Raw genomic sequence first — 25,960 nt, 5'->3', positions numbered from 1 at the left:
GTGTCGAAGTTCGGCGCCGTGACCGGCACTCGGATGCCGGAGATATCTGTCACAGCGGCGAGCGGTAATGTCGCGCCGCGGTAGGCGGGCGGCGACAATGGCCTCCACCACATTCCGGCGCGGGGCGGCACGGATGTGCACAGGGGTAGCCCGGGGAACGCGAGGTTCGTCGTACCTGGAAGGCTGACGGACAATAATCTGTGGGCAGACTCGTAAACTTGGCAATACATCGGAGTAGACGTGGCAGACGACAGGGCCGGACAGGACATCACCCGAGCCGGTTCCCGCTCCATCGAACGCAGCTCGGATGCCGAGGAGCGGCAGATCAGCAATGAGGCCCGGCTCATCCGCGGTGTGTTCCGCGCGGCGGGACTCGCGGCAGGCACCGCTGTGCGCGGTGGACAGTGGGCGGTCAACACCTCCTACGAGGTCACCAAGGAGATTACGAAGGCCGCGCTCGACGGTGAGTCCTCGGCCGATATCGCCGACCGCACCGGTAACGCCCTGCGTGCGATCGCCCGCAGCGCGCTCGGGGTGACCGAGGGTTCCGTCCGCGAAATCGTCAGCTATGTACCGACTCCGAGCAACGGCACGAGCGGACAACCGCCGGTGGCGATCGGCTCGCATCTGCATTCGGCGACCACGCAGGAATTGCGCCGTCGCGGTGACGCACTGCTCGCCCGCTCCGCCGACGTCTACTTCACCGAGGATGTGCATCCCGCCTACGACCGCATCCTCGACGAACTCGCCCCCGACGAGGCGCGCATCCTTCGCTTCATGGCGCTCAACGGTCCACAGCCCTCGGTGGATGTGCGGACCAACCGTCCACTCGGCATCGGTTCGGAACTGGTGCAGGGCGATCTCACCTCGGTGCCGGAGCAGGCGGGGGTGCGTTACCCGGATCGCGCCCGTCCGTACCTGATCAACCTCAACCGGCTCGGCCTGACGTCGACCTCCGACGATCCGGTGGTACTCAGCCGATACATGGTCCTGGAAGTGCAGCCGGTGGTCGAGGCCGCGTTGAAGAAGGCCGGTCGCGCGCCGAAGATCGTCCGCAAGAGTTTGCGCCTGACCGAATTCGGCGAGGATTTCTGCCGGACCTGCTTCACGATCGGTCATTGATCTTCCTACTCCGCCGAACACGGAATATGCTCGACCTTTGATAGCAATCTGATACAAATCTCCCAAATTGTGCAGCGCGGCGGCTCCGGATGGGATTGTTGAGGTATGCACCAGGGAAGCGGCGAGCAGTGGCGTAGCGACCCGGGGGCGAACGCGGCCGAAGGGCCGAGCGGCGATTCGACCCCCGATAGCGCCGTGACCGCTGCCGCGACCGGCGGAGCCGCCGGTCGCAACGCCGGTGCGACCCCGGCCGACGGTGCGGACAGTCCGGCCGGTGATGCCGCGACCTCGACCGAGGATTCGACCTCCCCGATAGGCGGTCCGACCGCCACCTCACCCGATGGCTCCGACACCTCGACCGAGAGTGCGGACGTCAACGGTGACCCCCGGGTCAGGACGACACCGCCGCGTCGCGACGAACGCGGGCTCGACGATATCTCGGCGATCAGCAGGCTGAAATTCCGCTATCTGCGCACACTCGACACCAAATCGTGGGAAGAGTTCGCGGACACGATGATTCCCGAGGCGACAGCCACCTACAGCGAATATCTGCAATTCGAATCCCGTGACGCCTTCATGGCATTCATGCGCAATACCCTCGGTCCCCACGTCATCACCGAACATCGCTGCGATCACCCCGAAATCGACGTGGACGGTGATACCGCTACCGGCACTTGGTATCTCGCCGACACCGTCCTCATTCCCGAGCACAATATGCTGCTGCGCGGAGCGGCGTTCTACACCGACCGCTACGTGCGCTGCGAGGACGGCTACTGGCGGATCGCGCACACCGGTTACGAGCGGTCCTACGAGGTCGTGCTCTCGCTCAGCGATCTGCCGAGCCTGCGCGTGACCTCGAGCCGGTGGGGGCTGATCGCGCGGGAGGACGGAATCGCGCCCGTGGAAAGGGATCCCGGCATGACACCGGTTCGTCGCGAACCCGAAGCGGAACAGTAATCAGTCCGCGGTCGCGACCAGAGGTTCCAGCGTGAGTTTCGGATGTTCCTTCTCGATGTACTGGAGCCGCCATTTATCGCTGAAAAGGGCGAGAATGGCGCCGTCGGTGCGGGTGAATACCTCGACGCCGCGCTGGCGGTCGAGTTCGGGAGCCGACGCCGCGTCGGTGCGCCGTGCGAGGGTATAGCCGAGGAATTCCATTTTGGTCTCGACATTGAATTCGGCGAGCATCCTGGCGGTGACCACCTCGAACTGCATCGGCCCGACGGCGGCGAGCACGGGGGAGGCGTCGCCGCGCACGTCGTTGCGCAGCACCTGCACCACGCCCTCGGAGTCGAGTTGGTCGATGGCCTTGCGGAACTGCTTGTATTTGCCCGCGCTCTCGGCGCGCAATGCCGCGAAATGTTCCGGTGCGAAAGAGGGGATCGGCGGGAATTCCACCTTCTTGTCCACGAAAAGGGTGTGACCGGGGGCGAGGGCTGTCGCGTTCACGAGTCCGACGACATCACCCGGGTAGGCGGTGTCGACGGTGGTGCGTTCCCGGCCGAAGACGGTCAGCGCGTATTTCGTCGCGAACGGCCTGCCGGTCTGGGCGTGCGTCACCACCATGCCGCGCTCGAATTCGCCGGAAACGATCCGCATGAACGCGAGCCGGTCGCGGTGCGCGGCGTCCATACCCGCCTGCACCTTGAACACCACAGCGCTGAACGGCGCGGTGGTCTCGCGCGGATTGCCGTTGACATCGGCGCGTGCGGCGGGCGCGGGGGCAAGGGCGACGAGCGTCTCCAGCAACTGCCTGACACCGAAGTTCAGCATCGCGGAGGCGTAGATGACCGGTGAGGTCTGACCGGCCAGGAACATTTCCTGATCATGGTCCTGGCCGGTCGCCGACAGCAGTTCGCTCTCCTCGGCCGCGGTTTCCCACGCCTCGCCCTCGCGGGCCTCGGCCTGCTCCGGGGTCAGCGACTCCTCGGGCGCGATCGTCGCCCCGCCCGCCGTGCGGGTGAAGTGGATGTACTCGACCGCGGCGCCGTCAGTGCCGCGGCGCAGCAGGCCGCGGAAATCGCCCGCGATGCCGACAGGAAGGAACAGCGGGGTCGGGGTCAGGCCGATGCGTTCGTTGATCTCGTCGAGCAGTTCGAGCGGCGCCCGACCCGGCCTGTCCCATTTGTTGATGACGGTGATGACCGGGATGCCGCGGTGGCGGCAGACCTGGAACAGTTTCAGCGTCTGCGGTTCCAGGCCCTTGGCGGCGTCGATCAGCATGACCGCGGCGTCGACGGCGGTGAGCACGCGGTAGGTGTCCTCGGAGAAATCCGAGTGGCCGGGGGTGTCGACCAGATTGATCACATTGTCGATATCGGAGCCGGCGGCGCGGTAGTTGAACTGCAGCGCGGTGGAGCTGACGGAGATGCCTCTGGCCTTCTCCATCTCCATCCAGTCCGAGACCGTCGACTTGCGTCCGGCCTTACCGTGGATGGCGCCCGCTTCGGAGATCATCCTCGCGTGCAGCGCGAGCGCCTCGGTCAGCGTCGACTTGCCCGCGTCGGGGTGTGAGATCACCGCGAACGTGCGCCGCCGCGAGACCTCGGCGGGTAGTCCGCGCGGCGTGGGAGCGACGACATGCTCAGGGGCGGTCACGGAACAACCTTTCACAGGACCGGATCGGCAACCGGTCCAGCGTACGTGACGGCAGATGATCGCCAGGAAGAATGTCAACGCTCGCGCACCGCTGACCACCCGATTCCAATCTGTCTGCGCTGCTGCGGTATGGTGTTCGGGTTGTCTCGGCGAGGGTGACCGCAGACGTTTTGCGTTCACCGTGATCGACGCGGCTCGGCTTCCGGCCGTCCTCGTTCGCTCTTCGCCCGACGAGTAGACCAACCGCGCCATGATTTCGACAACCCCAGGTTTCGATAATCACTGGCGAGCACCCGTTGACCAGCCCGGAAGAGCCGTAGGAGTAGATCCAGTCATGTCCGACGCCAACCTTCTCGAAGCCGCCGTACGCACCGAGTTCGGTAAGGGCGCCGCCCGCCGCACCCGTCGTGCCGGCAACGTCCCCGCCGTCCTGTACGGCCACCAGTCCGACCCGCAGCACCTGTCGCTGAACGCCCAGGCGTTCGCCGCCATCCTGCGCGAGCACGGCACCAACGCGGTGCTGAATCTCGTCATCGACGGTGAGAAGCAGCTCGCGCTGACCAAATCCGTTGTCGTGCACCCGATCCGTCGTTACATCGAGCACGCCGACCTGCTTGTCCTCAAGACCGGTGACAAGGCCACCGCCGATGTCCCCGTGACCCTGGTCGGCGAGGCCGCGTCCGGCACCCTGGTCACCCAGGACGCCATCACCGTCTCCATCGAGGCCGACGCGATGAACCTGCCCGAGGCCATCGAGATCTCCATCGAGGGCGCCGAGGCCGGCACCCAGATCAACGCGGGCGATGTGATCATGCCCGAGGGCGTCACCCTGGCCGCCGATCCTGATCTGCTGATCGTCAACATCATCGCCGCGCCTGCCGCAGAGTCGGCCGCCGAGGGCGAAGAGGGCTCCGAGAGCGCCTGATAAGCATTCCGATCGGTTCTTCATCATGACCGAATCCGGGCCCGCGCTCGTGGTCGGACTGGGTAATCCCGGCTCCGAATACGAGCGCACCCGGCACAACATCGGCTTCCTGGTCGCCGACGTGCTCGCCGAGCGCGTCGGCGGCCGTTTCGCCGTACACAAGAAATCCGGCGCTGACCTGCTGCAGGCGCGCCTGGACGGCCGTCAGGTGCTGATCGCCAAGCCCCGGTCGTATATGAACCTCTCCGGCCGCTCCGTCGCCGCACTGGCCAAATTCTTCTCCGTGCCCGCCACCGAGGTGATCGTCGTCCACGACGAACTCGATCTGCCCTTCGGCGAGATCAAACTCAAACGAGGCGGCGGCGAAGGCGGCCACAACGGTCTGCGCTCCATCTCCAGCGCATTGACCACCAAGGATTATCTGCGCACTCGCATCGGTATCGGCCGTCCGCCGGGTCGGCAGGATCCGGCCGATTACGTGCTGAAACCTTTCGCCGCGCCGGAACGCAAAGAAGTCCCCGTGATCGTGGAGCAGGCCGCCGACGCGGTGGAACTGCTGCTGAAGTTGGGGCTGGAGCCGGCCCAGAACCGCTTGCACTGAGTCGTCGTCGGTGTCGGCCGATCCCGGTCGGCGAAGTCGGAACGGCACCTCGAGTCGTCCTCCGTCCCTCGAACGGATTCGGGGTTCGGGGGTGCACCTCGGCAGACGAAGATCAAGACACCCGGTGGCCATGTCACAGGCCCGGCGTAAGTTCGAGCCATGAGCGGATTCACCGGCTTCCCGCTGGCGGGACTTGATTTCTACGAAGACCTAGAGGCCGATAACTCGAAGACGTTCTGGAACGCGCACAAGAGTGTCTACGACGAGTCGGTGCGCGCGCCGATGGTCGCGCTCACCGCGCAGCTCGAACCCGATTTCGGCACGGCGAAGATCTTCCGTCCCTATCGTGACGTGCGATTCTCCAAGGACAAGTTGCCATATAAGACCGCGCAGGGCGCGGTGGTCGGCACCGCGCCGGGCACCGGGTGGTACGTGCAGATCGGTGCGGCCGGGCTGTTCGTCGGGGGCGGGTTCTACTCGGGTACCCCCGCTCAGATCGCCCAGTTGCGCACCACCATCGATGACGACGTGCGTGGCGCGGAACTGGAGGCGATCCTGGCGAAACTACGCAAGGCCGGGTTCACCATCGGCGGTGACACACTGAAGACCAAGCCCAAAGGGTACGAGGCCGACCACCCGCGGATCGGCCTGCTGCGCCACAAGTCCATCACCTGCTCGAAGGAGTTCGGCGCGCCCGACTGGCTGCCCACCGCCCGTACCGCCACGGAGGTTCGCAAGTCCTGGGAAACCATGCGGCCGTTCATCGAATGGCTGACCGCGGTGGTCGGGCCGACGGGATAGTCGCCCCGGCCCTCACGCGTGCTGCTCGGACCGGGGCGGGACTCATCGCTGATTTCACGCAGTAGAGCGCGATTCGTTTTCAGTACTTCACCTGTCGTGTCGAGGCGGGTAGCGGATCAGACTCGCCCGGCGAGGACCAGTGCGAAACGGTCGTCCGGATCGGTCCACACCTGTCCGGTCCGGAACCCCGCGTCGGTGAGTTCCGCCTGCAAACCGTCGACCCGGAATTTCGCCGAGATCTCGGTGCGCATCTGCTCGCCTCGGGCGAATTCAACGGTCAGATCCAGTTCCCGCACCCGCACCGTCATATCCTCGGTGGCCGCGAGCCGCATTTCGATCCACTCGTTGTCGGCGTCCCACACGGCGATATGGTCGAATTTCTCCGGTACGAAATCGGCGTCGAGGCGACTGTTCAAAACGTGCAGCACATTCCGGTTGAATTCCGCGGTGACTCCGGCCGCGTCGTCGTAGGCGGGCACCAGGACCGCCGGATCGGTCACCAGTCCCGCGCCGATCAGCAACTGTTCGCCCGGTTCCAGCACCTCGTGGATGCCCGCGAGGAATTCGGCGCGTTCGGCCGGGACGAGATTGCCGATGGTGCCGCCGAGGAAGGCGATCATGCGACGTCCGCCCCGCGGCAGGTTGTGCAGGGTTTCGGTGAAGTCACTGACCACACCGTGCACGGCCAGGGCCGGGAATTCGGCCGCGACCTCGTCGGCCGCTGCCCGCAATGCGGAGGATGAGACATCCTGGGGCACATACGTTTTGAGAGGCCCTTCGGTGGTCAACGCGGTCAGCAACAGCCGGGTCTTCGCGGCCGAGCCGGAGCCCAGTTCCACCAGCACTTCGGCGCGGGCGCCGCGCGCGATCTCGCCGACCACCCGTTCGAGCAGGGCCCGCTCGGTGCGGGTCGGATAGTACTCGGGCAATTCGGTGATCTGCTCGAAGAGTTCGCTGCCTCGGGCGTCGTAGAACCACTTGGGCGGCAGCCATTTCGGGTCCGAGGTCAGGCCGAGGCGTGCGTCGGAGCGCAATGCCGCGGTGAGGTCGTCGTCGGAGAGGTGGATCTCGAGAGTCGGTACGGCGTTCATGGCGCGGGCCTTTCGGGATCGGAAAGCGGTTCGACGGCAAGGTGATCCGGACGAGCGATGACGAGACTGCGGTCCGGGATCGACTGCCAGCGCGGATCGTCGTCGAAGGGTTCGGAGGACAGGATGGCGAAATCCTCGGTGACCAGCGCCGAGAGCGAGTGGTGCCAGGTGGTCGCCCACAGTTGCGCGCCGTCGCCGAGTAGGAAGTTGAGCCTGGCGTCGGGGGTGTGGGCCACGACCGCGGCGACCAACAGTCGCAGCGCCGCGGGGGCGGCCGACCAGGCGCCGTCCGGTACATCGGTGGCGAGCAATCCGCGCAGCAGCACCCACAGCGTCGCGGTGTCGGTGGCCGATTCGGCCTCCAGCAGCGCGGCGGGATCGAACAGGCCGCCGGCGCCGAGTTCGGTCGCGGTGACGGAGAACTCGGTGGCGACCGAGGTCAGCACCGATCGCCAATCCGGTACGACACCGTTGTGGCTGAAGGCCCAGCGGCCGTGCGTGAACGGGGCGCAGGCCGACCGTTCCACCGGCATCCCGACGGTGGCCGAACGCACCGCGCCGAGTACCGCCCACGATTCCAGCTGCGGCAGAACCTCTTCCACCGCGGGATCGGTCCAGATCGGGGCCGGATTGCGGTAGCGGCTCACCGTGACCGTGCCGTCGGAATCCCCGCGCCACCACGCCACGCCGAAACCGTCGGCGTTGATGGTGCCGCCGCGGCGCATATCGCGCGGCGCCCACGCCTGGGTGCGCAGGGAATGCTCGCCGAGCGTGAGCATGTCGCCGACGCGCACCGGCGGACCGACGTAGCCGAGATGTCTGCACATCAACGTCGCGCCGGACGCAGGTCACGGGCCAGCCGGAACCCCGCGAAGATCTGCCGCCGGATCGGATGATCCCAGTTGCGGAAGGTGCCGCGGCAGGCCACCGGATCGGTGCCGAACGATCCGCCGCGCAGTACCCGGTAGTCGCCGCCGAAGAAGACATCGGAGTATTCCGCGTACGGGAAGGCGCGAAAACCCGGATAGGGCTCGAAACCGGATGCGGTCCACTCCCATACGTCTCCGATGAGCTGATGCACACCAGCCGGGGACGCGCCCTTCGGATACGCGCCGACATCGGCGGGCTCGAGATGGCGCTGACCGAGATTCGCGGTGTCGGCGTCGGGTTCGGTGTCACCCCACGGATACCGGCGGGTGCGGCCGGTCGTCGGGTCGAAGCGGGCGGCTTTCTCCCATTCCGCCTCGGTCGGCAGTCGTTTGCCCGCCCACCGCGCGTAGGCCTGCGCTTCGAACCAGCAGACGTGCACCACCGGTTGACGCGGACGCAGGGGGGCCATCACCCCGAAGACGCGATGCCACCACTGCCCTGCCGGGTCGCGCTCCCAGAACTGGGGTGCGACCAATCCGGCCTCCTGCCGATGCGACCATCCGCGCTCGGACCACAGTTCCGGGCGGGTATAACCGCCGTCCTCGATGAAGGCCGCGTACTGCTCGTTGGTGATCGGGGCGGCGTCGATGGCGAACGCGGGAACGTGCACCGGATGGGCGGGACGCTCGTTGTCCAATGCCCACGGGTCGGTGGAGGTGCCCATCGTGAACGCGCCGGCGGGAATGATCACCTCGCCGTCGACCGGCGTGACAGCCGACGGCGCTGCCGGGGCGGACAGCACCGCCGGACCCGTGCGCAGTTGGTGGGTGGCCAGCATCGTCTCGTCGTGCTGCTGCTCGTGCTGGGCGATCATCCCGAAGGCGAAACCGTCGTCGACCAGGGGATCACCGCGCAGTGCGCTGCGCTCGAGTACCTCGAACACCTTGTCGCGCACCGTGCCGACATATTCGCGCGCCTGGGCCGGATCGAGTAATGGAAGCTCCGGCCGGTTGGCCCTGGCGTGTTTGAACGCGTCGTAGAGCTCATCGATATCCGCGCGGACCGGCTCCCGGCCACCGACGTCGCGGACCAGCCACAACTCCTCCTGATTACCGATATGCGCGAGATCCCAGACGAGCGGGCTCATCAGCCGCGAATGCTGGGCCACCAGTTCGGCTTCGTCCATGACATCGGTGAGGCCGAGGGTGCGGGCGCGGGCCCGCGCGAGTGCCGAGGCGATTCTGTCGCGCAATCGCTCGACGTCGGAATTATCGGTGGCGGCGGAAAACTGGGTGGTCACGAGACTCTCCGAGGGTAGGTCGGCGCGAACGGGTGGGCGGACGCGGCTTGCGGCGGCTCGCGCTGATATCCGGCGCGGATCGCTCCGCTCACGAACTCGCTCCGACCCGATCTCCGGTCGGCGTGCGCCCCGCGTGGCAGCGTTTCGCGGCGGTGTGGAGTTCGGTCGCCGCGGCCGGGGTGGCCGCGTGTGCGGCGGCGAGGGCGAGAACATCGGCCGCGACGTCGCGGATCTGAGGATCGGCCAAGCCGTGCTTGGCCGCGTCGACCCAGCGGCCGGTCAACGGAGCGGCGAGTGCGGTCGCCTCGGCGACGACCTCTGGGGCCGAAAGCAGCGCGTCGACGGCGTGGATCGGCACGGTCCACACATGGTCGGGCTGGGCGTCGAGGTAGCGGATCTCCAGATGCCCCGAGGCCCGTACCGGCGGGAACAGCGTGGTCAAGTGGTAGTCGAGGTCGGCGAGGCCGGGCCTGCGGCCGATCTCTTCGTCGAGTGCGCCGCCGAGCCAGTCGGCGAAGGTCGCGCACGGTGGCGCCGCCCAGTTGTCGCTCGAACCGTTGGCGCTGCCCTCGGGGCGGCGCACACACAGCAGGGGTACGTCCAGGGCCCAGCGACCGTAGGAGGCGATGGGATCGGACCAGTCCTCGGCGGGCGGGCGGGTGCGTGCGTTGTCCAGCCGGAGCCAGGTGCGCATGCGCTGCGAGGCCCATGCCCCCGCGGGCGCGCCGTTCAGGGCGGGGGAGCGGGCGAAGGCGGCCAGCAGCGCCGGGCCGATGACATGGGTCGCGGTCCAGCGCGCGGCGACTTCGGCGGCATCGGCGCCCGCGTCCACGCTGACCTGGGTGGCCGCGGTATTGCACATCATGAGCCGGCCGAAGGGGCCGATGCCGCCGAAGGATTTCTCCATGGCGCGATAGCGCGGCAGCGGCAGCAGACGTTCGGGATGGCGGTCCGCGTCGGCGGCGGCGGATATCGCGTGGATCGACTGGGATCCGAGTAGTTCGCGCAGCAGCCCGGCGTCCTCGCTCAGGCGCGCGCACAATTCGGCGGCGGTAGCGAAGGGGGCGCTGGAGAGTTCGATCTGACCGCCGGGTTCCATGGTGACCCGGCTGCCCCCCGGCAGCGAGACGGCCGGCGAATCGGGGGCGATGGACCGCGGTGCGTAGGGTCCGAGTGCAGTAGCCAGTGCAGCCAACTGCGGGCGTGGGGCGGCTGTCGAGCCTGACGCCGGACACTCACCCTGCACGGTGAGCCACTCGAGTTCGGCGCCGATCAGCGTCGGTGGACCCAATTTGAAACAGACGCCCCCGACATAGGCCTCGGCCGCGGCACGCGAGGACAGTTCCTCCGACGCGGGGGCGGAGCCTGCCGATTCCGGATGCTCGAGTGTGACCGCCATGCCAACCTCCACCGTGAGTTCCTGCGCGGGCCGGACCCCGGTCCAACGCCGCATGTTCTTGTCGCGTGGCTCGTGTTGCCTGGTTCGAGCGCGGTCTTGTAGTTCCGTATCGCACTGTTGCGAGCGTTTATTCCCCGCATCGGGTCAATCCAGCCTAGCGAGCGGCACTGACAGGTAGGGCGAGAAGAAACCGACGATTGGGTGACGGACTCGGCCCCGGGCCGTGGCGATCGTCACCCGCTAGGGTCGATCACATGTTTGACGTGAGGCGTGCGCGGGCCGACACCCCCGCTTACGATTCGGACACGGGGATGGTCTTCCTCGACAGCGCCGGATCCTCGTTACCCCCGCGGGTCGTGGTCGACACCGTCATCGGACATCTGCGTCGGGAGGCCGCGATCGGCGGTTACCGGGCGGCGAGCGAACGTCTTCCCGATCTCACCGCGGTGAAGACGGCGATCGGCGAATTGATCAACGCCGCGCCCGGCAGCATCGCGCTCAGCGACAGCGCCACCCGGTCCTGGGCGGATTTCTTCTACTCGGTGCCGCTCGGGCCGGGCGATCGCGTCCTGATCTCGGGCTCGGACTACGCGAGCAATGCCATCGCGGCCCTGCAGCGGGCCCGTTCGGTCGGCGCCGCGGTCGAACGGATACCGAGCGACGGCAGCGGTCAGCTAGACCTCGACGCCTTCGAGAAGATCGTCGACGAGCGGGTGAAGCTGGTGTCGGTGCTGCACGCGCCGACCAACGGCGGTCTGGTCAATCCGGCCGCCGAGGCGACGAGGATCGCCCATTCCGCGGGTGCCCTTGTGCTGCTCGACGCCTGCCAGTCGGCCGGGCAGATTCCGCTCGACGTCGCCGAGCTCGGCGTCGACGCCCTGTCGGTCACCGGGCGCAAATGGCTGCGTGGCCCGCGCGGCACCGGATTCCTCTACGTGCGGCCCGAACTCGCCGCCACGATGCAGCCGCAGCGGCTCGACCTGCACGGCGCCCGGTGGATCGGCCCGGACGATTTCCAGCTGGCCGACGACGCGTCGCGCTTCGAATTCTGGGAATGCGATGTCGCGGCCCGCCTCGGTCTCGGGGCCGCGGTGCGATACCTGCTCGAACTCGGGCCCGACGACGTCTACGCGGCCATCGCGGCCCGCGCCGAACATCTGCGCAAGGCGTTGCCGCAGATTTCCGGGGTCACGGTGCGTGATCTCGGTATCAGGCACAGCGGCATCGTCTCCTTCACCGTCGACGGCATCGATCCGCTCGCCGTGCGGGATCGGCTCGCCGACCAGGACATCACCGTGACGGTCAGCCACGCGAGTTCCACGCTGCTGGATATGACCGATCGCGGCCTCGCCTCGGTGGTACGCGCCTCGCCGCACTGCTTCGTCGGCTTCGACGAACTCGACCGCTTCGTCGCGGCCGTCTCAGCGCTGTAGCGACCGTGTCGCCGCGCGAACTCGTCGTTCTCGGCACCGCGAGCCAGGTGCCGACCAAAACGCGTAATCACAACGGCTACCTCCTGCGCTGGGGTGCGGAGGGCGTGCTGTTCGACCCCGGTGAGGGCACCCAGCGGCAGATGACCTACGCGGGTGTCTCGGCGACCGATATCACCCGGATCGCGCTCACCCATTTCCACGGCGATCACTGCCTGGGCCTGCCGGGGATCGTCCAGCGCATCAACCTGGACCGGGTGCCGCATCCGGTGGACGTGTACTACCCGGCCTCGGGTGAGGTGTACTTCCAGCGGCTGGTCAATGCCACCGCCTACCACAGGACCGTCGATCTGCGCCCGCATCCCATCGCGGACCGGGGACAGTTGGAGGCCCCAGGCGCACCGTTCACCGTCTCGGCGGTGCCGCTGTCGCATCCGGTGGAGGCGTTCGGTTACCGGATCACCGCACCGGACGGCTTCCGGATGTCGCCACGACGATTGCGGGAGTTGGGTCTGCGCGGTCCCGTCGTCGGGGAGTTGCGGCGCTCGGGCGCGGTCGAACACAACGGGCGCACCATCACCCTCGCGGAAGTGGGCGAGCCACGGCCAGGACAGAGCATGGCCTTCGTCATGGATACCAGACTGTGTGACGGCGTCCACGAATTGGCCTCCGGCGTCGACCTTCTCGTCATCGAGGCGACCTTCCTGGAATCGGAGGCCGACCTCGCCGCCGAACACGGTCACCTCACCGCCGCCCAAGCCGCCCGGGTGGCCGCCGACGCGGGGGTGCGCACCCTTGCCCTCACCCACTTCTCCCAGCGCTATCGCACGCTCGACGGTCACCGGGCCGAAGCCGAACGTCATTTCTCCGGCGAGATCGTCATCGCCGAGGACTTGTCGCGTATCCCTTTCCCGCCCCGCCTGTGAATACCGTTCAGGGCAAACGCAATTCGATCACCCGAGCCGACCGGAGCGGGTCGTCGTCACCACGGGCGCTCCCGTGGTTCCCGTCGTGCGGTCCGGCACCGATCGCGTCAACCCGCGTGGTAGCCGCCGCTGGCGTTTCGCGAAGGCGCGCGTCAGAGATCCCGGCGCGGCACCCCGGTCGTGACCGGCGGGTATGGCGAAGGGGTTAACGTAGGGGCTGTTCAGCGGGATAGTTGGAACAGGCCGGGTGCTCGGCCCGTTTCACACGGAGGAGTCCGAACGTTGAGCAGGTTCACCGATGAGATGTACGCGACCGCGCGCAGCTCCGACCGCGGTCTGGTAACCGGGGAACCGGATGCGCCGCGGCGCGCGACCTGGGGCGAGATCCACGGGATCGCCCGGCGGATGGCAGGCGGACTCGCGGCGGCCGGAATAGGACCGGGCGACGCGGTCGGGGTGCTGGCGGGTATGCCCGTCGATATCGCTCCGGCGTGCCAGGCCGTCTGGATGCGCGGTGCGTCGATCACCATGCTGCATCAGCCGACGCCGCGCACCGATCTGATGGTCTGGGCCCGCGATACCGAAACCGTACTGCGGATGATCGAGGCGCGCGCGGTCGTGCTCGGCGCCCCGTTCGATGCGGCCGAACCGCTGCTGCGCGAACGCGGGATCACGGTGGTGCGCATCGACGAGTTGCGTGCGGGCGACGAGATCGATCCGGTGCCGACCGACGAAAACGATATCGCCCTACAGCAATTGACATCGGGGTCGACCGGTTCGCCCAAGGCCGTGCAGATCACCCACGGGAACTTCTTCGTCAACGCCTACGCGATGTTCGACCGGGTCAAATTCCAGCTGGACAGCGATGTCATGATCAGCTGGCTGCCGCTTTTCCACGATATGGGCATGGTCGGGTTCCTCAGCGTGCCGATGCAGTTGGGCGCCGAAGTGGTGTGCATAACGCCGATCGACTTCCTGACGCGCCCGCTGCTGTGGGCCGAGCTGATCGACAAGTATCGCGGAACAGTCACCGCCGCACCGAATTTCGCCTACTCGCTGCTTGCTCGCAGGCTGCGGCAGGCCCCCGACGGCGCATTGGATCTGAGCTGTGTGCGCTATATGTGGAACGGCGCCGAACCGGTGGACCCCGACACCATGGACGCGCTCGCCGCCGCGGGCGAGCGCTTCGGACTCAACCCGATGGCGCTGACCCCCGTCTACGGCATGGCCGAGACCACGCTGGCCGTTTCGGTACCGGACCCGGGGTACGGGCAGGTGCTCGACGTCGTCGACGCCGACCTGCTCGAAGCCCTCGGTAAGGCCGTGCCGGTGCACGACACCAACGGCCATCACGGCACGGTGCGCCGACTGCCGACTCTCGGCTACCTCGTCGACCACCTCGAAGGCCGCGTCGTCGACGGCGAAAGGCAGTCGCTGCCCGCTCGATCCGTCGGCGTCATCGAATTGCGCGGTCCCGCGGTAACTTCCGGTTACGTCACGGTCGAAGGTTTCCGCTCGGCCCAGGACGCGGACGGATGGCTCGACACCGGCGACATCGGCTACTTCACCGACGAGGGTCTCGTCGTGGTGTGCGGGCGGATCAAGGACGTCATCATCATGGGCGGCCGCAATATCTACCCCACCGATATCGAGCGCGCGGCCATGCGGGTGGCAGGCGTTCGCGCGGGCAACGCGGTCGCGGTTCGCCTCGACGCGGGACAGAAACGCGAGAGTTTCGCGGTGGTGGTTGAGTCCAACGATCACGAGAACGCCGACGAGGTCAAGCGCATCGAGCGCGACATCGTGCACACGGTGTTCTCCGAGGTCGGCGTGCGCCCGCGCACCGTCGCGGTGCTCGGTCCCGGTGCGCTGCCCAAGACGTCGTCGGGCAAACTGCGGCGCGCCGCGACAGCGGCCCACCTACGGTGAGGTGGGCCGCGTAGCGGTGTTCGGTGCGCGCGTCGGCTCCGGGCGGTCCGCGCGGACATTCCTCTGCCCGAACGCGGGATTCCCGCGCTCGCCGCACCGGAATGTCCGCCCGGACCGGTACCCGCTTCGTGCTACCGGTTGTAGACGATCAGCCCGATGACCAACCCGAGTATCAACGCGATCGCCGAGGCGAGGGCGGCCCATTTGCCGTATTTCTCCCCTTTGTTGTTCGCCATGTAGCCGAAGACGATGCCCGCCGGGCCGAAGAGGATGGGGCACAGCAACAGGGCGAGTGCCGCGCAGATGAAGCCGATGACGGTCAGCATCGGCGGGCCAGGGGTGCTCGGGGCCGGGTCGAACGGCTCGTGGTGCGGCGGAGCCGGATATCCGGTCGGCTCCGGGTCGGGAATGTCGCCGGGTTGCCGCGGTGTGGTCATAGCGCCTTCCGCTCGGTTCGGTCGCTCGCCGATGACTACCTACAGATCGGTGTCTTTCACGATCTCGATCGCGGCAGCCTCGGCGGGGCGGTCGTCACGCGCCTCCTCCTCGGCCCGGTCGCCCCTGGCCGACTCCTGCTCGAGTTCGTCACCGATCCCGAGCCTGCCGTCGTCTTCGTTCTCCCGGTAGCGGATGCGCAGATCGTCCGGCGGATCCTCGATGTTTCGCTCGTACTCGCGGATCTCGTCGGCCTGGTCGTCGTCGCCCATATTCATATCCAACGGTTCACGGTCCATGCTGGACAGTATTCCCGGATCCGGCCAAGACAACGCGAATCGGACGTGGAATTCGCGCGAGCCGGGTCAGGTGCGGTTGATTCCCATGATGCCGACGAACGCCACGACCAGCACGATCGCCAGGGCGAGGACGACGCCGTTGACGATCGCGGCCCACTTGCCCAGTGGCTCGCCTTTCGCGTGGCCGACCAGGCCGAGGATGAGGCCGGTCGGCGCGGTGACGATAACCGGGACGACGCACAGCAGGAAGCTCGCCGCGGTGAGTCCGAGGCAGACGAAACTGGCGATCGACCACGCCTGGACGGGCGCGGCTGGTTGCCCGTAGGACGAATACGGCTGGTAGACGGGGACGCCGTACTGCTGAGGGTAGCCACCCTGCGGATAGCCGGGCTGCGGCGGATAGCCGTGCTGCGGCGGGTAGCCCGGCTGAAGACGAGGCGCCCCGGGTAGCTGCTGATAACCCGGCTGCGGGTAGGCGGTCTCCGGTTGCCGCGAGTAGGTCGGGTAACTCGGGGGAGCCGGTGGCACATCGGTCGCGGGGTAGGAAGGATAACCCCCGGGCGGCGTGAATTGCGGTATCCCGGCATCCGAGGGCCGCGCCGCTGGTATCGCGGGCCCCTCTGGGGCGGCAGCGGGCCGGTAGATCTGGGTTTCGGCGACTCTGGCCGGATCGTCGGTGCTGTCCTGCGCCTTCTCCGGATTCACACTTGGTTGCGGTTCCCGCGGTGTCGTCATGGTGATCCCCCTCCTGATGATCCGATGCCCCCACCGATGAGCAGCACGGGCGTACGGCGATGTCACAGCGTTATCGCCTGCCGAAGCCCCCGCGTAACGCCGACGGCGGCCCGGACCGGAGTCCGAGCCGCCGCCTACTGACGTCGGATTACGCGTTACCGTTGAAAAGGCCGGTGACGGAACCGTTTTCGAAGACCTCGCGAATGGTGCGGGCCAGCAGCGGCGCGATGGAAAGCACCGTCAGCTGCGCGAACTTCTTGTCCTCGGTCAGCGGCAGCGTATTGGTCACGACGACCTCTTTCGCGCCGCAGTTCGCGAGCCGTTCCGCGGCCGGATTACTCAGCACGCCGTGGGTCGCGGCGATGACGACGTCACCGGCGCCCGCCTGCTTGAGCACACTGACCGCGCCCGCGATGGTGCCGCCGGTGTCGATCATGTCGTCGATCAGGATGCAGGTGCGGCCCTCGACGTCACCGACCACGCGGTTGGCCTTGATCTGGTTCGGCACCAGCGGGTCGCGGGTCTTGTGGATGAAGGCCAGCGGGGAGCCGCCGAGCGAGTCGGCCCATTTCTCGGCGACGCGCACGCGGCCGGAATCGGGGGAGACCACGGTGATGTGGTCGAGGGTGTAGTTGTTGCGGATGTACTCCGCGAGTTGTACCTGCGCGTGCATATGGTCGACCGGGCCGTCGAAGAAGCCCTGGATCTGATCGGTGTGCAGGTCGACGGTGATGATGCGGTCCGCGCCAGCGGTTTTCAGCAGGTCCGCGACGAGACGGGCCGAGATCGGCTCGCGACCGCGGTGCTTCTTGTCCTGGCGGGCGTAGGGGTAGAACGGCAGGACCGCGGTGATCCGCTTGGCCGAACCGCGCTTGAGCGCGTCGATCATGATGAGCTGTTCCATCAGCCACTGGTTCAGCGGTGCCGGAAAGCTTTGCAGCACGAAGGCATCCGAGCCGCGAACGGACTCCTCGAACCGGACGAAGATCTCGCCGTTGGCGAAATCACGTGCGGTCTGGGGGGTGACGTGGACATCGAGTTCCTTGGCGACCTGCTCGGCCAGCTCAGGATGAGCGCGTCCCGAGAAGAGCATCAGGTTCTTCTGGTTGTCGATCCATGACGCGGTCACTACTGTTTGCCATCCTTTTGCTCTATAACCTGACTCGACATCTCATCGGCCGCAGACATTGCCGCGGCCGCCGCGCGCGCCGCGTCCGTCCCTGGACGGTGGCGCTGTACCCAGCCCTCGATATTCTTCTGCGGTCCACCGGACACCGCGAGTGCCCCGGGTGGAACGCTTCTCCGCAGTACAGTACCCGCCGCCGTATACGCGCCGTCACCCACGGTCACCGGCGCGACGAACATGGTGTCGCTTCCCGTGCGCACATGCGAGCCGACGACGGTGTGGTGTTTGCGCACACCGTCGTAGTTGACGAACACGCTGGACGCGCCGATGTTGCTGTGTTCACCGATGGTCGCGTCGCCGACATAGGTGAGGTGTGGCACCTTCGAATGCGCGCCGATGGACGCGTTCTTGGTCTCGACGAAAGCGCCGAGTTTGCCGGATTCGCCGACCACGGTCCCGGGGCGCAGGTAGGAGAACGGGCCGATGGTCGCACCGGCCCCGATCGAGGCTCCCTCGCCGTGGCTGCGCACGACCTTCGCGCCGTCGCCGACGAGCACGTCGGTCAGCGTACTGTCCGGCCCTACCTCGGCGTCCTCGCCGATGACGGTGTTGCCGAGCAGTTGGACACCGGGGCGGAGCACCGCGTCCCTGCCGATCTGCACGCCGATGTCCACCCAGGTGCTCGCCGGATCGATGACGGTGACGCCCGCGCGCATATGCCGTTCGAGGATGTAGCGATTGAGCGTGCGGGTCGCCTGCGACAGCTGCACCCGGTCGTTGACGCCGGTCACCTTGGCCGCGTCGATCAGACGCGCGCCGTGTACGGGATGACCGGCCTCGCGGGCCAACCGCAACACGTCGGTCAGGTACAGCTCGTGCTGGGCGTTGGCGGTGGAGAGCCTGCCGATCATGGCGCGAAGCACCGCCGCGTCGAAGGCGTACACACCGGAGTTGACCTCGGTGAGCGCGCTCTGCTCCGGTGTCGCGTCGGCATGTTCGACGATCTCGATGACCTGCCCGTCCGCGTCGCGCACGATGCGTCCGTAGCCGTTGGGATCCTCGGGAACGAAGGTCAGCACGGTCACCGCGGACCGTTCGGAATAGCTGCGGTGCTCATCGAGCAGCGCGCCGAGGGTGTGGCCGTCGAGCAACGGCACATCGGCGGAAGTGACGAGCAGATCACCGGTGAAATCGGCGGGCAGCGCATCCAGCGCGCACCGGACCGCGTGGCCGGTGCCGAGCTGTTCTTCCTGGATAGCGAGACTGATCTCGCGGCCGAGATCGGCGCCGGCGGCGTTCGCTGCGGCGCCGACCTGGTCCCGGTCGTGGCCGATCACGGTGATGAGATAGGCGGGGTCGATCTCGTTCGCCGCATGCAGCGCGTGCGCGAGCATGCTTCGACCGGCCAGCGAATGCAGCACCTTGGGGGTCTTCGACCGCATTCGAGTTCCGGCTCCGGCTGCGAGAACGACGACGGCGGTCTGCTGTGGCATGGATCTCCCTCGGCTGCCTGTCATTCGTGCTTCGGCGGCTTCGTTCTCGGTCAGCGCTGTGTGCTTGTGGTCCGCGTATTCGTGGTCCGCGATCGTGCGCGGCCAACGATAGGCCATCGTGCCGGTGTGCTCCGCCGCCAGGACTCGAACCTGAACTATCTGAACCAAAATCAGAGGTGCTGCCATTACACTACGGCGGATCGTCACACCGGCGGATCGGGAAACCCGCCGCTGTGCCCGCGGCACGGCATGAATCCTCGCATGAGACCCCGCCCTACGTCGAGCTAGCCCTTCTGCCCGCGGTTTTTGCCGTCCCGCGCGCCTACGAGGGCGGGCGATCGGGCAATCCGGCGCACTCCGGCCGCCGCGCGAGATCGGCCGCCGCCTTTCGACGAGTCCGCGGGTCGGCGCGGCGGCGAACAGAGCTGTCTGGAACAGTTGTGGCGGACCGGTAAATGTCCGTGCAGGGAGGCAAACGATGCGCACGACACACTTCCCCACGCAACGACCGACCCCGCACGGCCATGGGTAATCCGCGAGGATCCTCCAGGAGCCGGCCCGCCGCCAAGCGATCGGCGGGGAGGGAACCCGTCGAGACGCCGCCGACCGGCGACAAACTGCGCAGGGGCGCGTCGCCGTCGCGTCCGCGGATGACGGGGACGCAGCGGCGGCAGCAGCTGATCGAGATAGGTCGTGCGCTGTTCGCCGAACGCGGCTACGAAGCGACCTCGATCGAGGAGATCGCGCAGCGCGCCCAAGTCTCCAAACCCGTAGTGTACGAACACTTCGGGGGCAAGGAAGGTCTCTACGCGGTGGTCGTCGACCGCGAGATGTCGATGCTGCTGGACATGATCACCTCCTCGCTCACCAGGAACCGGTCGCGGGTGCGCCTCGAACAGGTCGCGCTCGCGCTGCTGACCTACATCGAGGAACGCACCGACGGATTTCGAATCCTGGTGCGCGACCAGCCCGCCGCGACCGACGACGGTCGCTACTCCAGCCTGCTCAACGAGGCCGTGAACCAGGTGGCGCACATACTCGCCGGAGATTTCGAGCGCCGCGAACTCGACACGAGCCTGGCCACGCTGTACGCGCAGGCTCTGGTCGGTATGGTGTCCACCGCCGCGACCTGGTGGCTGGACGAGCGGACACCGTCCAAAGAGGTTGTGGCAGCCCATTTGGTGAACCTCTGCTGGAACGGATTGAGCCACCTGGAGGCCGATCCCCAACTGAACTCGGAGTGGCCGACGGCCACCACCGACTGACTCGGGTGGTAACCAGCGAATTGCGATGGAGGCCCGGCTGAATGCTCGAATTGGTTACCGGGCGTACACCTGGTGGTACGGTTCACGCATCCTCTGGGTGCTGTTCGGGCGGTGTATCGGTCTACTTCGGGATGTCGGTCTACTTCAGGATGGCTGGGTTCAAGAATGACAGGCGGATCTGATGGCTAGGCAAGCGCGCGCGGAAATCACCCGCGACTCCGTCCTTGCGGGCGCTGCCGATGTCTTTCTTCGCTTGGGGTATGCGAATGCAAGCCTCAGCGAGATCATCGCGCAATCGAACGTGACCAAGGGCGCCTTGTACTTTCACTTCGGTTCGAAGGAAGAACTCGCACGCGCGGTGGTCGACCAGGGCAACGAGCGCCTGGTCAGTTCGTGCCAGGGATTCTTCGATCCCCGGGTGCCCGCGCTAGAGGCATGTATCGGCATCACCTACGTGGTAGCCGACCTATCCATGAACGACCCCATGGTCGGCGCGATGCTCAAACTGACGCACCAGATCGGCGACTACCGCGGCGCCCAAGGCGACAACATCGCCAAGACGTGGGGCGACACCTACCGCGTGCTCGCCGAACGTGCCATCGCCCAAGGCGATCTGGAACCCGACCTCGACCCCGAGGTCGTCGGCATGCTACTGCAGGAAGTCACCGCGGGCGTGCACATCGTCGCCGTCGGCACCGACTCCATCGACCAGATGGCCACCCGCATGGAACGCGCGTGGTATTTCCTGCTGCCGTCCGTCGTACCGGGCGAGAAGCTCTCGTACTTCCGCGAATTCGCCGCGCGCAGGCTCCGCCGCTACGTGCCGTGACATTTTGCCGCGCCTGCGGCGCGGCGGTTCTCGGCCCTCATGTCTCGCCGCCGAGCGGTCGAGACTCGCGACTTCGTCGCATGCGCTTCGACCGCTCGGCAGCGAGACGGCCGAGAACGGTCGCTCGTAAGACTCGCTCCGTGCGGGGCTGGGAGTACGGGGCCGACAGTGCGGGGCCGGGTGTGTGGGGCCGGGTGTGCGGAGTCGGGAGTGGGGCCGGGTTGGTCAGGGGGTGTCCGACGGCATCGTCCCTACCGCCTGTACCGGCGGTAGGGGTGATCAGGGTGTCGGTCGTGGTGTTTAGACTCAGTTGGCTGTTCTGAACCACCGCCTGAGCTCAGGAGTCGTGATGCCCACCCACCGTCCACCCCTCGCTGGACTGGCCGCGGTGGCCGGTGCCGACGCCGCCTTACGGACCGTTGCCGACCTGGTGGGGAAGTCTTCGGTCGAACTCGTCGCGCCGTCGGCGGCGCGACCGTTCGTCTCCTCGACCATCGCGGCCAAACGGCCGCTCGTTGTGGTGACGGCCACCGGGCGCGAGGCCGATGACCTGACCGTCGAGCTGACCGAGATGCTGGGTGCGGCGGTCGCGCAATTCCCCTCCTGGGAGACGCTGCCGCACGAGCGGCTGTCGCCCGGCGCGGACACGGTCGGTCGCAGGCTGGAGGTGCTGCGACGGCTGGCGCATCCGGAGGATTCGGTCTACCCCGTTGCGCTGCGCGTGGTGGTGACGACGGTGCGGTCGCTGATGCAGCCGATGGCGGCGGGACTCGGTGATATCGAACCGATCGTGCTGCGGGTCGGCGCGGAATTCGATTTCGACGAATTGCTCACGCGGCTGGTGGAATTCGCCTACACGCGCGTCGACATGGTTGGTAAGCGCGGCGAGTTCGCCGTGCGCGGCGGCATTCTCGACCTGTTCCCGCCGACCGCCGATCATCCGGTTCGCGTGGAGTTCTGGGGTGACGAGGTCACCGAACTGCGGCCGTTCGCGGTGGCGGATCAGCGTTCGCTCGGCGAGGTCGAGGTGGATCTCGTCGTCGCGCCGCCGTGCCGGGAACTGCTGTTGACCGAGGCGGTGCGGGATCGGGCGGGCGCGGCGGCCGTCGACAACGCGGCCGACGCGGCGCTGGTCGAAATGCTGGAGAAACTCGCCGAGGGTATTCCGGTGGACGGGATGGAGGCGCTGCTGCCGGTACTGCAACCCGGCGAGCTGCGGCTATTGACCGAGGTACTGCCCGACGACACCCACCTGCTGCTGTGCGACCCCGAGAAGATCCGCACCCGCGCGGCCGACCTGGTCCGTACCGGCGAGGAATTCCTCGAGGCGTCGTGGACCGCCGCGTCCTTCGGCGGCGCGGCGCCGCTGGGCGGGCACGGGTTGGATCTGGCGGCATCCGGATATCGCGGACTGTCCGAGGTCCACCAGAGCGCGGACCGGCGCGGTCTGTCGTGGTGGACCCTCAGCCCGCTCACCTCGGGTGATCCGGCCGAGGTCGTGCTGCCGTTGCTGGCAGGCCCGACCGCCCGCGGCTCCGAGGAGTTGGTCGCGACGATCTTCGCGTCCCTGCGCGCGCACGTCGCGACCGGGGGACGCGCGGTGGTGGTGGTCGCGGGCCACGGCACCGCCCAGCGGGTGCTGGAACGGCTGGCCGACGCGGAAGTGCCCGCCGGAGTGCTCGACGGCGGTGCGGAGCCGAGTCCCGGGCTGGTCGGTGTGCTGTGCGGTTCTCTGCACGACGGCCTGGTCTTCGACGACGCCGGACTGGTGGTCGTCGCGGAATCCGATCTCACCGGAAACCGGGTCACCGCGCCCGGCGAGGGCAAGCGGCTGCCCGCCAAACGCCGCAATCAGGTGGACCCGCTCGCCCTCAACGCGGGCGATATGGTCGTCCACGATCAGCACGGTATCGGCCGGTTCGTCGAGATGATCGAACGCACCGTCGGCGGGGCCCGCCGCGAATACCTGGTTATCGAATACGCCCCCGGTAAGCGGGGGCAGCCGGGCGACCGGTTGTTCGTGCCGATGGAATCGCTGGATCAGCTCTCCCGCTATGTCGGCGGCGAGCTGCCGAGTCTGTCCAAACTGGGCGGCTCCGACTGGGCCAATACGAAACGCAAGGCGCGCAAGGCGGTTCGCGAGATCGCGGGCGAGCTGGTGCAGCTGTACGCGGCCAGGCAGGCGGCTCCCGGTCACGCCTTCGGCCGGGACACCCCGTGGCAGCAGGAGATGGAGGACGCGTTCGCGTTCACCGAGACGGTCGACCAGATGACCGCCATCGCCGAGGTCAAATCCGATATGGAGAAGCCGGTGCCGATGGACCGCGTGGTCTGCGGTGACGTCGGCTACGGCAAAACCGAGATCGCGGTGCGCGCCGCGTTCAAGGCGGTGCAGGATGGCAAACAGGTGGCCGTGCTGGTACCGACGACCCTGCTGGCTCAGCAGCACTTACAGACCTTCACCGAGCGGGTCGCGGGCTTCCCGGTCACGGTGAAGGGGCTGTCCCGCTTCACCGATGTCGCCGAATCGCGCCAGGTGCTGGAGGGTATGGCCGACGGTTCGGTCGATATCGTGGTCGGCACGCACCGGCTGTTGCAGACCGGCGTGCGCTGGAAGGATCTCGGCCTCGTCGTCGTCGACGAGGAACAGCGGTTCGGCGTCGAGCACAAGGAGCACATCAAGGCGCTGCGCACCCATGTCGACGTGCTGACCATGTCGGCCACCCCGATTCCGCGCACCCTGGAGATGAGTCTGGCCGGCATCCGAGAGATGTCGACCATTCTGACCCCGCCCGAGGAACGCCACCCGGTGCTCACCTACGTCGGCGGCTACAACGACAAGCAGGTCACCGCGGCCGTCCGGCGTGAACTGCTTCGTGACGGGCAGGTTTTCTACGTGCACAACCGGGTTTCCTCGATCGATAAGGCCGCCAAGCGGATTCGCGATCTGGTACCGGAGGCGCGGGTGGTCGTCGCGCACGGCCAGATGCACGAGGACATGCTGGAGCAGACCGTCCAGGGATTCTGGGAACGCGAATTCGACGTGCTGGTGTGCACCACGATCATCGAGACCGGCCTCGACATCTCCAACGCCAACACCCTCATTGTGGAACGTGCTGATGCCCTTGGCCTTTCGCAGTTGCATCAGCTGCGTGGGCGCGTCGGGCGCAGCCGTGAGCGCGGGTATGCCTACTTCCTGTATCCGCCGGAGAAACCGCTCACCGAAACCGCCTACGACCGGCTCGCCACCATCGCGCAGAATTCCGATCTCGGCGCGGGCATGGCGGTCGCCATGAAGGATCTCGAGATCCGCGGCGCGGGAAACGTCCTCGGCGCGGAACAATCCGGCCACGTCGCCGGAGTCGGCTTCGACCTGTACGTGCGACTGGTCGGCGAAGCGGTGGAGGCATACCGGGCCGCGGCCGACGGCAAGCCGATCCTCACCGAGGAGGTCAAGGAGGTCCGCATCGACCTCCCGGTGGACGCGCATATCCCGCCCGACTACATCGCCAGCGATCGGCTCCGCCTCGAGGCGTATCGCAAAATGGCTGCGGCCCAGGATGATTCGGCGCTCGCCCTGGTGGTGGAGGAACTCGTCGACCGGTACGGCGCACTGCCGGTCGAGGTCGGTCGCCTGGTGTCGGTGGCGAAGCTGCGACTGCTCGCGCGCGAGTACGGCGTCACCGAGATCGCGGTGGCCGGAACCACGCTGAAGATTTCGCCGCTGCTGAATCTGCCCGATTCCAAACAACTTCGGCTCAAGCGCATCTATCCCAGCGCGGCGTACAAACCCGCGAGCGGTGTGGTGCAGCTGCCGCTGCCCCGGGTGCAGGACAGCGTGGGCGCTGACCGGGTACGCGACGTCCGACTGCTCCAATTCGTCGCCGATCTGCTGCTGGCCCTGGACGGCAAGGCCAAGGGAGCGGTGGATCTCACCGTGGCGACCGAGGTGGCGGCGAGCTGATGGATGTGGCGGACGAGCCCGCCGGCCCGACGACGCGCACCGATACCGCGGTGGTGGCGGCCGGGCTGGCCGACGCGGTCGAGGTGATGGATCGGCTGTGGAATTTCGGCGGCTGGGAGGTCACCCAGACCCACGACTCCCTGCGCCCGTACCTGCTGGAGGAGACCTACGAACTGCTCGACGCCATCCAGCACGAGGACGCGGAAACCATCAAGGAGGAACTCGGCGACCTGCTGCTGCAGGTTCTCTTCCACTCCCGGATCGCCCAGGCCGCGGGGGAATTCACCGTCGATGACGTCGCCGCCGCCCTCGTCGCCAAACTCGTTAACCGCAGCCCGCATCTGATCGAATCCGGAATCGATCCCACCGCCGACATCGCCGCCAAGATCGCCGCCCAGGAAGCCGCCTGGGAGGAACGCAAATCAGCGGAGAAATCGCGTCGCTCCTGCCTCGACGGTATCGCGATGGCCCAGCCCGCCCTCGCTCTCGCCGAAAAGGTCGTCGCGCGCAGCGCCAGAGCCGGTCTGCCCACCGACCTGATTCCGGACGACCTGCGCGTTGTCCATCTCGGCGGCCCCGACAGCGCCGAGGAACGCCTGCGCAAAGCCACCCTCACCTTCGTCATCGCCATTCGCGCCGCGGAGGATGCCGCCGAAGCGGCACGTGGGGATCGCCGTGCGCTCACTCCGGCCGACTGGCGCGAATACTGGGTGTGACGACACTCCCACCTCGTGGTAGATCGTTAACGCCGGGCGGTCCGACACCGAAGTCACATCTACCCGCAAGCTTGTCGTCACCGTCCGTCGGGAATCCTGTCGGTAC

22 protein-coding genes and 1 tRNA gene are annotated in these 25,960 nt (G+C 67.3%); 12 read left to right on the top strand and 11 right to left on the bottom strand.

The annotated features are described in order from the left end of the window. Positions 1-291 precede the first annotated feature (291 nt). Both ABZS43_RS23125 and ABZS43_RS23120 read left to right on the top strand, forming a co-directional pair. The gene (locus ABZS43_RS23125; protein ID WP_355038106.1) at positions 292-1,122 is read left to right on the top strand and encodes an Abi-alpha family protein; all 831 of its coding nucleotides are present in this window, start codon (positions 292-294) and stop codon (positions 1,120-1,122) included. 435 nt (positions 1,123-1,557) lie between these two features. Beyond that, positions 1,558-2,079: a nuclear transport factor 2 family protein gene (locus ABZS43_RS23120; protein WP_355038105.1), complete on the top strand. Its 522-nt coding sequence runs from the start codon at positions 1,558-1,560 to the stop codon at positions 2,077-2,079. Here the strand turns inward: ABZS43_RS23120 and ABZS43_RS23115 are convergent, their stop codons facing one another. Next, the gene (locus tag ABZS43_RS23115) at positions 2,080-3,720 is read right to left on the bottom strand and encodes a peptide chain release factor 3 (protein WP_355038011.1); all 1,641 of its coding nucleotides are present in this window, start codon (positions 3,718-3,720) and stop codon (positions 2,080-2,082) included. It lies immediately after the preceding gene. Positions 3,721-4,054: 334 nt separating this feature from the next. Here ABZS43_RS23115 and ABZS43_RS23110 point away from each other — a divergent pair, with 334 nt between their 5' ends. From ABZS43_RS23110 to ABZS43_RS23100, 3 genes are all read left to right on the top strand, one after another. Continuing rightward, a complete protein-coding gene (locus ABZS43_RS23110; RefSeq protein WP_355038010.1) occupies positions 4,055-4,645 on the top strand; it encodes a 50S ribosomal protein L25/general stress protein Ctc in 591 nt (196 codons plus the stop codon). Positions 4,646-4,670: 25 nt separating this feature from the next. Beyond that, a complete protein-coding gene (pth, locus tag ABZS43_RS23105; RefSeq protein WP_355038009.1) occupies positions 4,671-5,246 on the top strand; it encodes an aminoacyl-tRNA hydrolase in 576 nt (191 codons plus the stop codon). Positions 5,247-5,405: 159 nt separating this feature from the next. Then, positions 5,406-6,047 (top strand): DUF2461 domain-containing protein, encoded by a 642-nt coding sequence (locus tag ABZS43_RS23100; protein ID WP_355038008.1) that lies wholly within the window; start codon positions 5,406-5,408, stop codon positions 6,045-6,047. A gap of 116 nt (positions 6,048-6,163) precedes the next feature. On the opposite strand, the gene egtD is transcribed toward ABZS43_RS23100, so the two are convergent. The 4 genes from egtD to egtA all read right to left on the bottom strand — a co-directional run bounded on the left by egtD (position 6,164) and on the right by egtA (position 10,707). Next, complete coding sequence (gene egtD / locus ABZS43_RS23095) at positions 6,164-7,138, bottom strand: L-histidine N(alpha)-methyltransferase (protein ID WP_355038007.1); 975 nt, start codon at positions 7,136-7,138, stop codon at positions 6,164-6,166. After that, complete coding sequence (gene egtC, locus ABZS43_RS23090) at positions 7,135-7,965, bottom strand: ergothioneine biosynthesis protein EgtC (RefSeq protein ID WP_355038006.1); 831 nt, start codon at positions 7,963-7,965, stop codon at positions 7,135-7,137. The genes egtD and egtC overlap by 4 nt, the downstream gene beginning before the upstream one ends. Then, positions 7,965-9,308, bottom strand: a complete 1,344-nt coding sequence (egtB, locus tag ABZS43_RS23085) for an ergothioneine biosynthesis protein EgtB (protein ID WP_355038005.1) — start codon at positions 9,306-9,308, stop codon at positions 7,965-7,967. Before egtB ends, egtC begins: the two co-directional genes overlap by 1 nt. Before the next feature lie 88 nt (positions 9,309-9,396). After that, positions 9,397-10,707 (bottom strand): ergothioneine biosynthesis glutamate--cysteine ligase EgtA, encoded by a 1,311-nt coding sequence (gene egtA / locus ABZS43_RS23080; RefSeq protein ID WP_355038004.1) that lies wholly within the window; start codon positions 10,705-10,707, stop codon positions 9,397-9,399. Between the two features lie 254 nt (positions 10,708-10,961). Here egtA and ABZS43_RS23075 point away from each other — a divergent pair, with 254 nt between their 5' ends. The 3 genes from ABZS43_RS23075 to ABZS43_RS23065 all read left to right on the top strand — a co-directional run bounded on the left by ABZS43_RS23075 (position 10,962) and on the right by ABZS43_RS23065 (position 14,992). Next, positions 10,962-12,140 (top strand): aminotransferase class V-fold PLP-dependent enzyme, encoded by a 1,179-nt coding sequence (locus ABZS43_RS23075; RefSeq protein WP_355038003.1) that lies wholly within the window; start codon positions 10,962-10,964, stop codon positions 12,138-12,140. 5 nt (positions 12,141-12,145) lie between these two features. Then, entirely contained in the window at positions 12,146-13,063 is a 918-nt protein-coding gene (locus ABZS43_RS23070; protein WP_355038002.1) for a ribonuclease Z, read from the top strand. Between the two features lie 282 nt (positions 13,064-13,345). Next, complete coding sequence (locus ABZS43_RS23065) at positions 13,346-14,992, top strand: fatty acyl-AMP ligase (protein WP_355038001.1); 1,647 nt, start codon at positions 13,346-13,348, stop codon at positions 14,990-14,992. Positions 14,993-15,123: 131 nt separating this feature from the next. On the opposite strand, the gene ABZS43_RS23060 is transcribed toward ABZS43_RS23065, so the two are convergent. From ABZS43_RS23060 to ABZS43_RS23035, 6 genes are all read right to left on the bottom strand, one after another. After that, entirely contained in the window at positions 15,124-15,429 is a 306-nt protein-coding gene (locus ABZS43_RS23060; RefSeq protein ID WP_355038000.1) for a hypothetical protein, read from the bottom strand. A 39-nt stretch (positions 15,430-15,468) separates the two neighbouring features. Further along, on the bottom strand, positions 15,469-15,726 hold the full coding sequence (locus ABZS43_RS23055) for a hypothetical protein (protein ID WP_355037999.1): 258 nt from the start codon (positions 15,724-15,726) through the stop codon (positions 15,469-15,471). 66 nt (positions 15,727-15,792) lie between these two features. Continuing rightward, positions 15,793-16,461, bottom strand: a complete 669-nt coding sequence (locus tag ABZS43_RS23050; protein ID WP_355037998.1) for a hypothetical protein — start codon at positions 16,459-16,461, stop codon at positions 15,793-15,795. Between the two features lie 148 nt (positions 16,462-16,609). Then, complete coding sequence (locus ABZS43_RS23045; RefSeq protein WP_355037997.1) at positions 16,610-17,590, bottom strand: ribose-phosphate diphosphokinase; 981 nt, start codon at positions 17,588-17,590, stop codon at positions 16,610-16,612. Beyond that, complete coding sequence (gene glmU, locus ABZS43_RS23040) at positions 17,590-19,080, bottom strand: bifunctional UDP-N-acetylglucosamine diphosphorylase/glucosamine-1-phosphate N-acetyltransferase GlmU (protein ID WP_355037996.1); 1,491 nt, start codon at positions 19,078-19,080, stop codon at positions 17,590-17,592. Before glmU ends, ABZS43_RS23045 begins: the two co-directional genes overlap by 1 nt. 129 nt (positions 19,081-19,209) lie before the next feature. Next, positions 19,210-19,280, bottom strand: a tRNA-Gln gene (locus ABZS43_RS23035). Between the two features lie 450 nt (positions 19,281-19,730). Here ABZS43_RS23035 and ABZS43_RS23030 point away from each other — a divergent pair. From ABZS43_RS23030 to ABZS43_RS23015, 4 genes are all read left to right on the top strand, one after another. Continuing rightward, positions 19,731-20,345: a TetR/AcrR family transcriptional regulator gene (locus tag ABZS43_RS23030; protein ID WP_355037995.1), complete on the top strand. Its 615-nt coding sequence runs from the start codon at positions 19,731-19,733 to the stop codon at positions 20,343-20,345. Between the two features lie 181 nt (positions 20,346-20,526). After that, the gene (locus tag ABZS43_RS23025; protein WP_355037994.1) at positions 20,527-21,174 is read left to right on the top strand and encodes a TetR/AcrR family transcriptional regulator; all 648 of its coding nucleotides are present in this window, start codon (positions 20,527-20,529) and stop codon (positions 21,172-21,174) included. Positions 21,175-21,523: 349 nt separating this feature from the next. Next, positions 21,524-25,138 (top strand): transcription-repair coupling factor, encoded by a 3,615-nt coding sequence (gene mfd / locus ABZS43_RS23020; RefSeq protein ID WP_355037993.1) that lies wholly within the window; start codon positions 21,524-21,526, stop codon positions 25,136-25,138. Between the two features lie 86 nt (positions 25,139-25,224). After that, positions 25,225-25,854, top strand: a complete 630-nt coding sequence (locus ABZS43_RS23015; protein WP_355038104.1) for a MazG family protein — start codon at positions 25,225-25,227, stop codon at positions 25,852-25,854. Positions 25,855-25,960 lie beyond the last annotated feature (106 nt).

Source organism: Nocardia sp. NPDC005366 (assembly GCF_040606855.1).
GTDB lineage: Bacteria > Actinomycetota > Actinomycetes > Mycobacteriales > Mycobacteriaceae > Nocardia.
This window is presented reverse-complemented; position numbering and strand designations above follow the sequence as displayed.

Excerpts from the sequence above, each read along its gene's own strand:
- egtD (WP_355038007.1), bottom strand. The coding sequence starts at position 7,138 with ATGAACGCCGTACCGACTCTCGAGATCCACCTCTCCGACGACGACCTC.
- ABZS43_RS23015 (WP_355038104.1), top strand. The coding sequence starts at position 25,225 with ATGGATCGGCTGTGGAATTTCGGCGGCTGGGAGGTCACCCAGACCCAC.
- ABZS43_RS23060 (WP_355038000.1), bottom strand. The coding sequence starts at position 15,429 with ATGACCACACCGCGGCAACCCGGCGACATTCCCGACCCGGAGCCGACC.
- ABZS43_RS23110 (WP_355038010.1), top strand. The coding sequence starts at position 4,055 with ATGTCCGACGCCAACCTTCTCGAAGCCGCCGTACGCACCGAGTTCGGT.
- ABZS43_RS23055 (WP_355037999.1), bottom strand. The coding sequence starts at position 15,726 with ATGGACCGTGAACCGTTGGATATGAATATGGGCGACGACGACCAGGCC.
- mfd (WP_355037993.1), top strand. The coding sequence starts at position 21,524 with ATGCCCACCCACCGTCCACCCCTCGCTGGACTGGCCGCGGTGGCCGGT.
- ABZS43_RS23050 (WP_355037998.1), bottom strand. The coding sequence starts at position 16,461 with ATGACGACACCGCGGGAACCGCAACCAAGTGTGAATCCGGAGAAGGCG.
- ABZS43_RS23030 (WP_355037995.1), top strand. The coding sequence starts at position 19,731 with ATGACGGGGACGCAGCGGCGGCAGCAGCTGATCGAGATAGGTCGTGCG.
- egtC (WP_355038006.1), bottom strand. The coding sequence starts at position 7,965 with ATGTGCAGACATCTCGGCTACGTCGGTCCGCCGGTGCGCGTCGGCGAC.
- ABZS43_RS23100 (WP_355038008.1), top strand. The coding sequence starts at position 5,406 with ATGAGCGGATTCACCGGCTTCCCGCTGGCGGGACTTGATTTCTACGAA.
- pth (WP_355038009.1), top strand. The coding sequence starts at position 4,671 with ATGACCGAATCCGGGCCCGCGCTCGTGGTCGGACTGGGTAATCCCGGC.
- glmU (WP_355037996.1), bottom strand. The coding sequence starts at position 19,080 with ATGCCACAGCAGACCGCCGTCGTCGTTCTCGCAGCCGGAGCCGGAACT.
- ABZS43_RS23075 (WP_355038003.1), top strand. The coding sequence starts at position 10,962 with ATGTTTGACGTGAGGCGTGCGCGGGCCGACACCCCCGCTTACGATTCG.
- ABZS43_RS23025 (WP_355037994.1), top strand. The coding sequence starts at position 20,527 with ATGGCTAGGCAAGCGCGCGCGGAAATCACCCGCGACTCCGTCCTTGCG.
- egtA (WP_355038004.1), bottom strand. The coding sequence starts at position 10,707 with ATGGCGGTCACACTCGAGCATCCGGAATCGGCAGGCTCCGCCCCCGCG.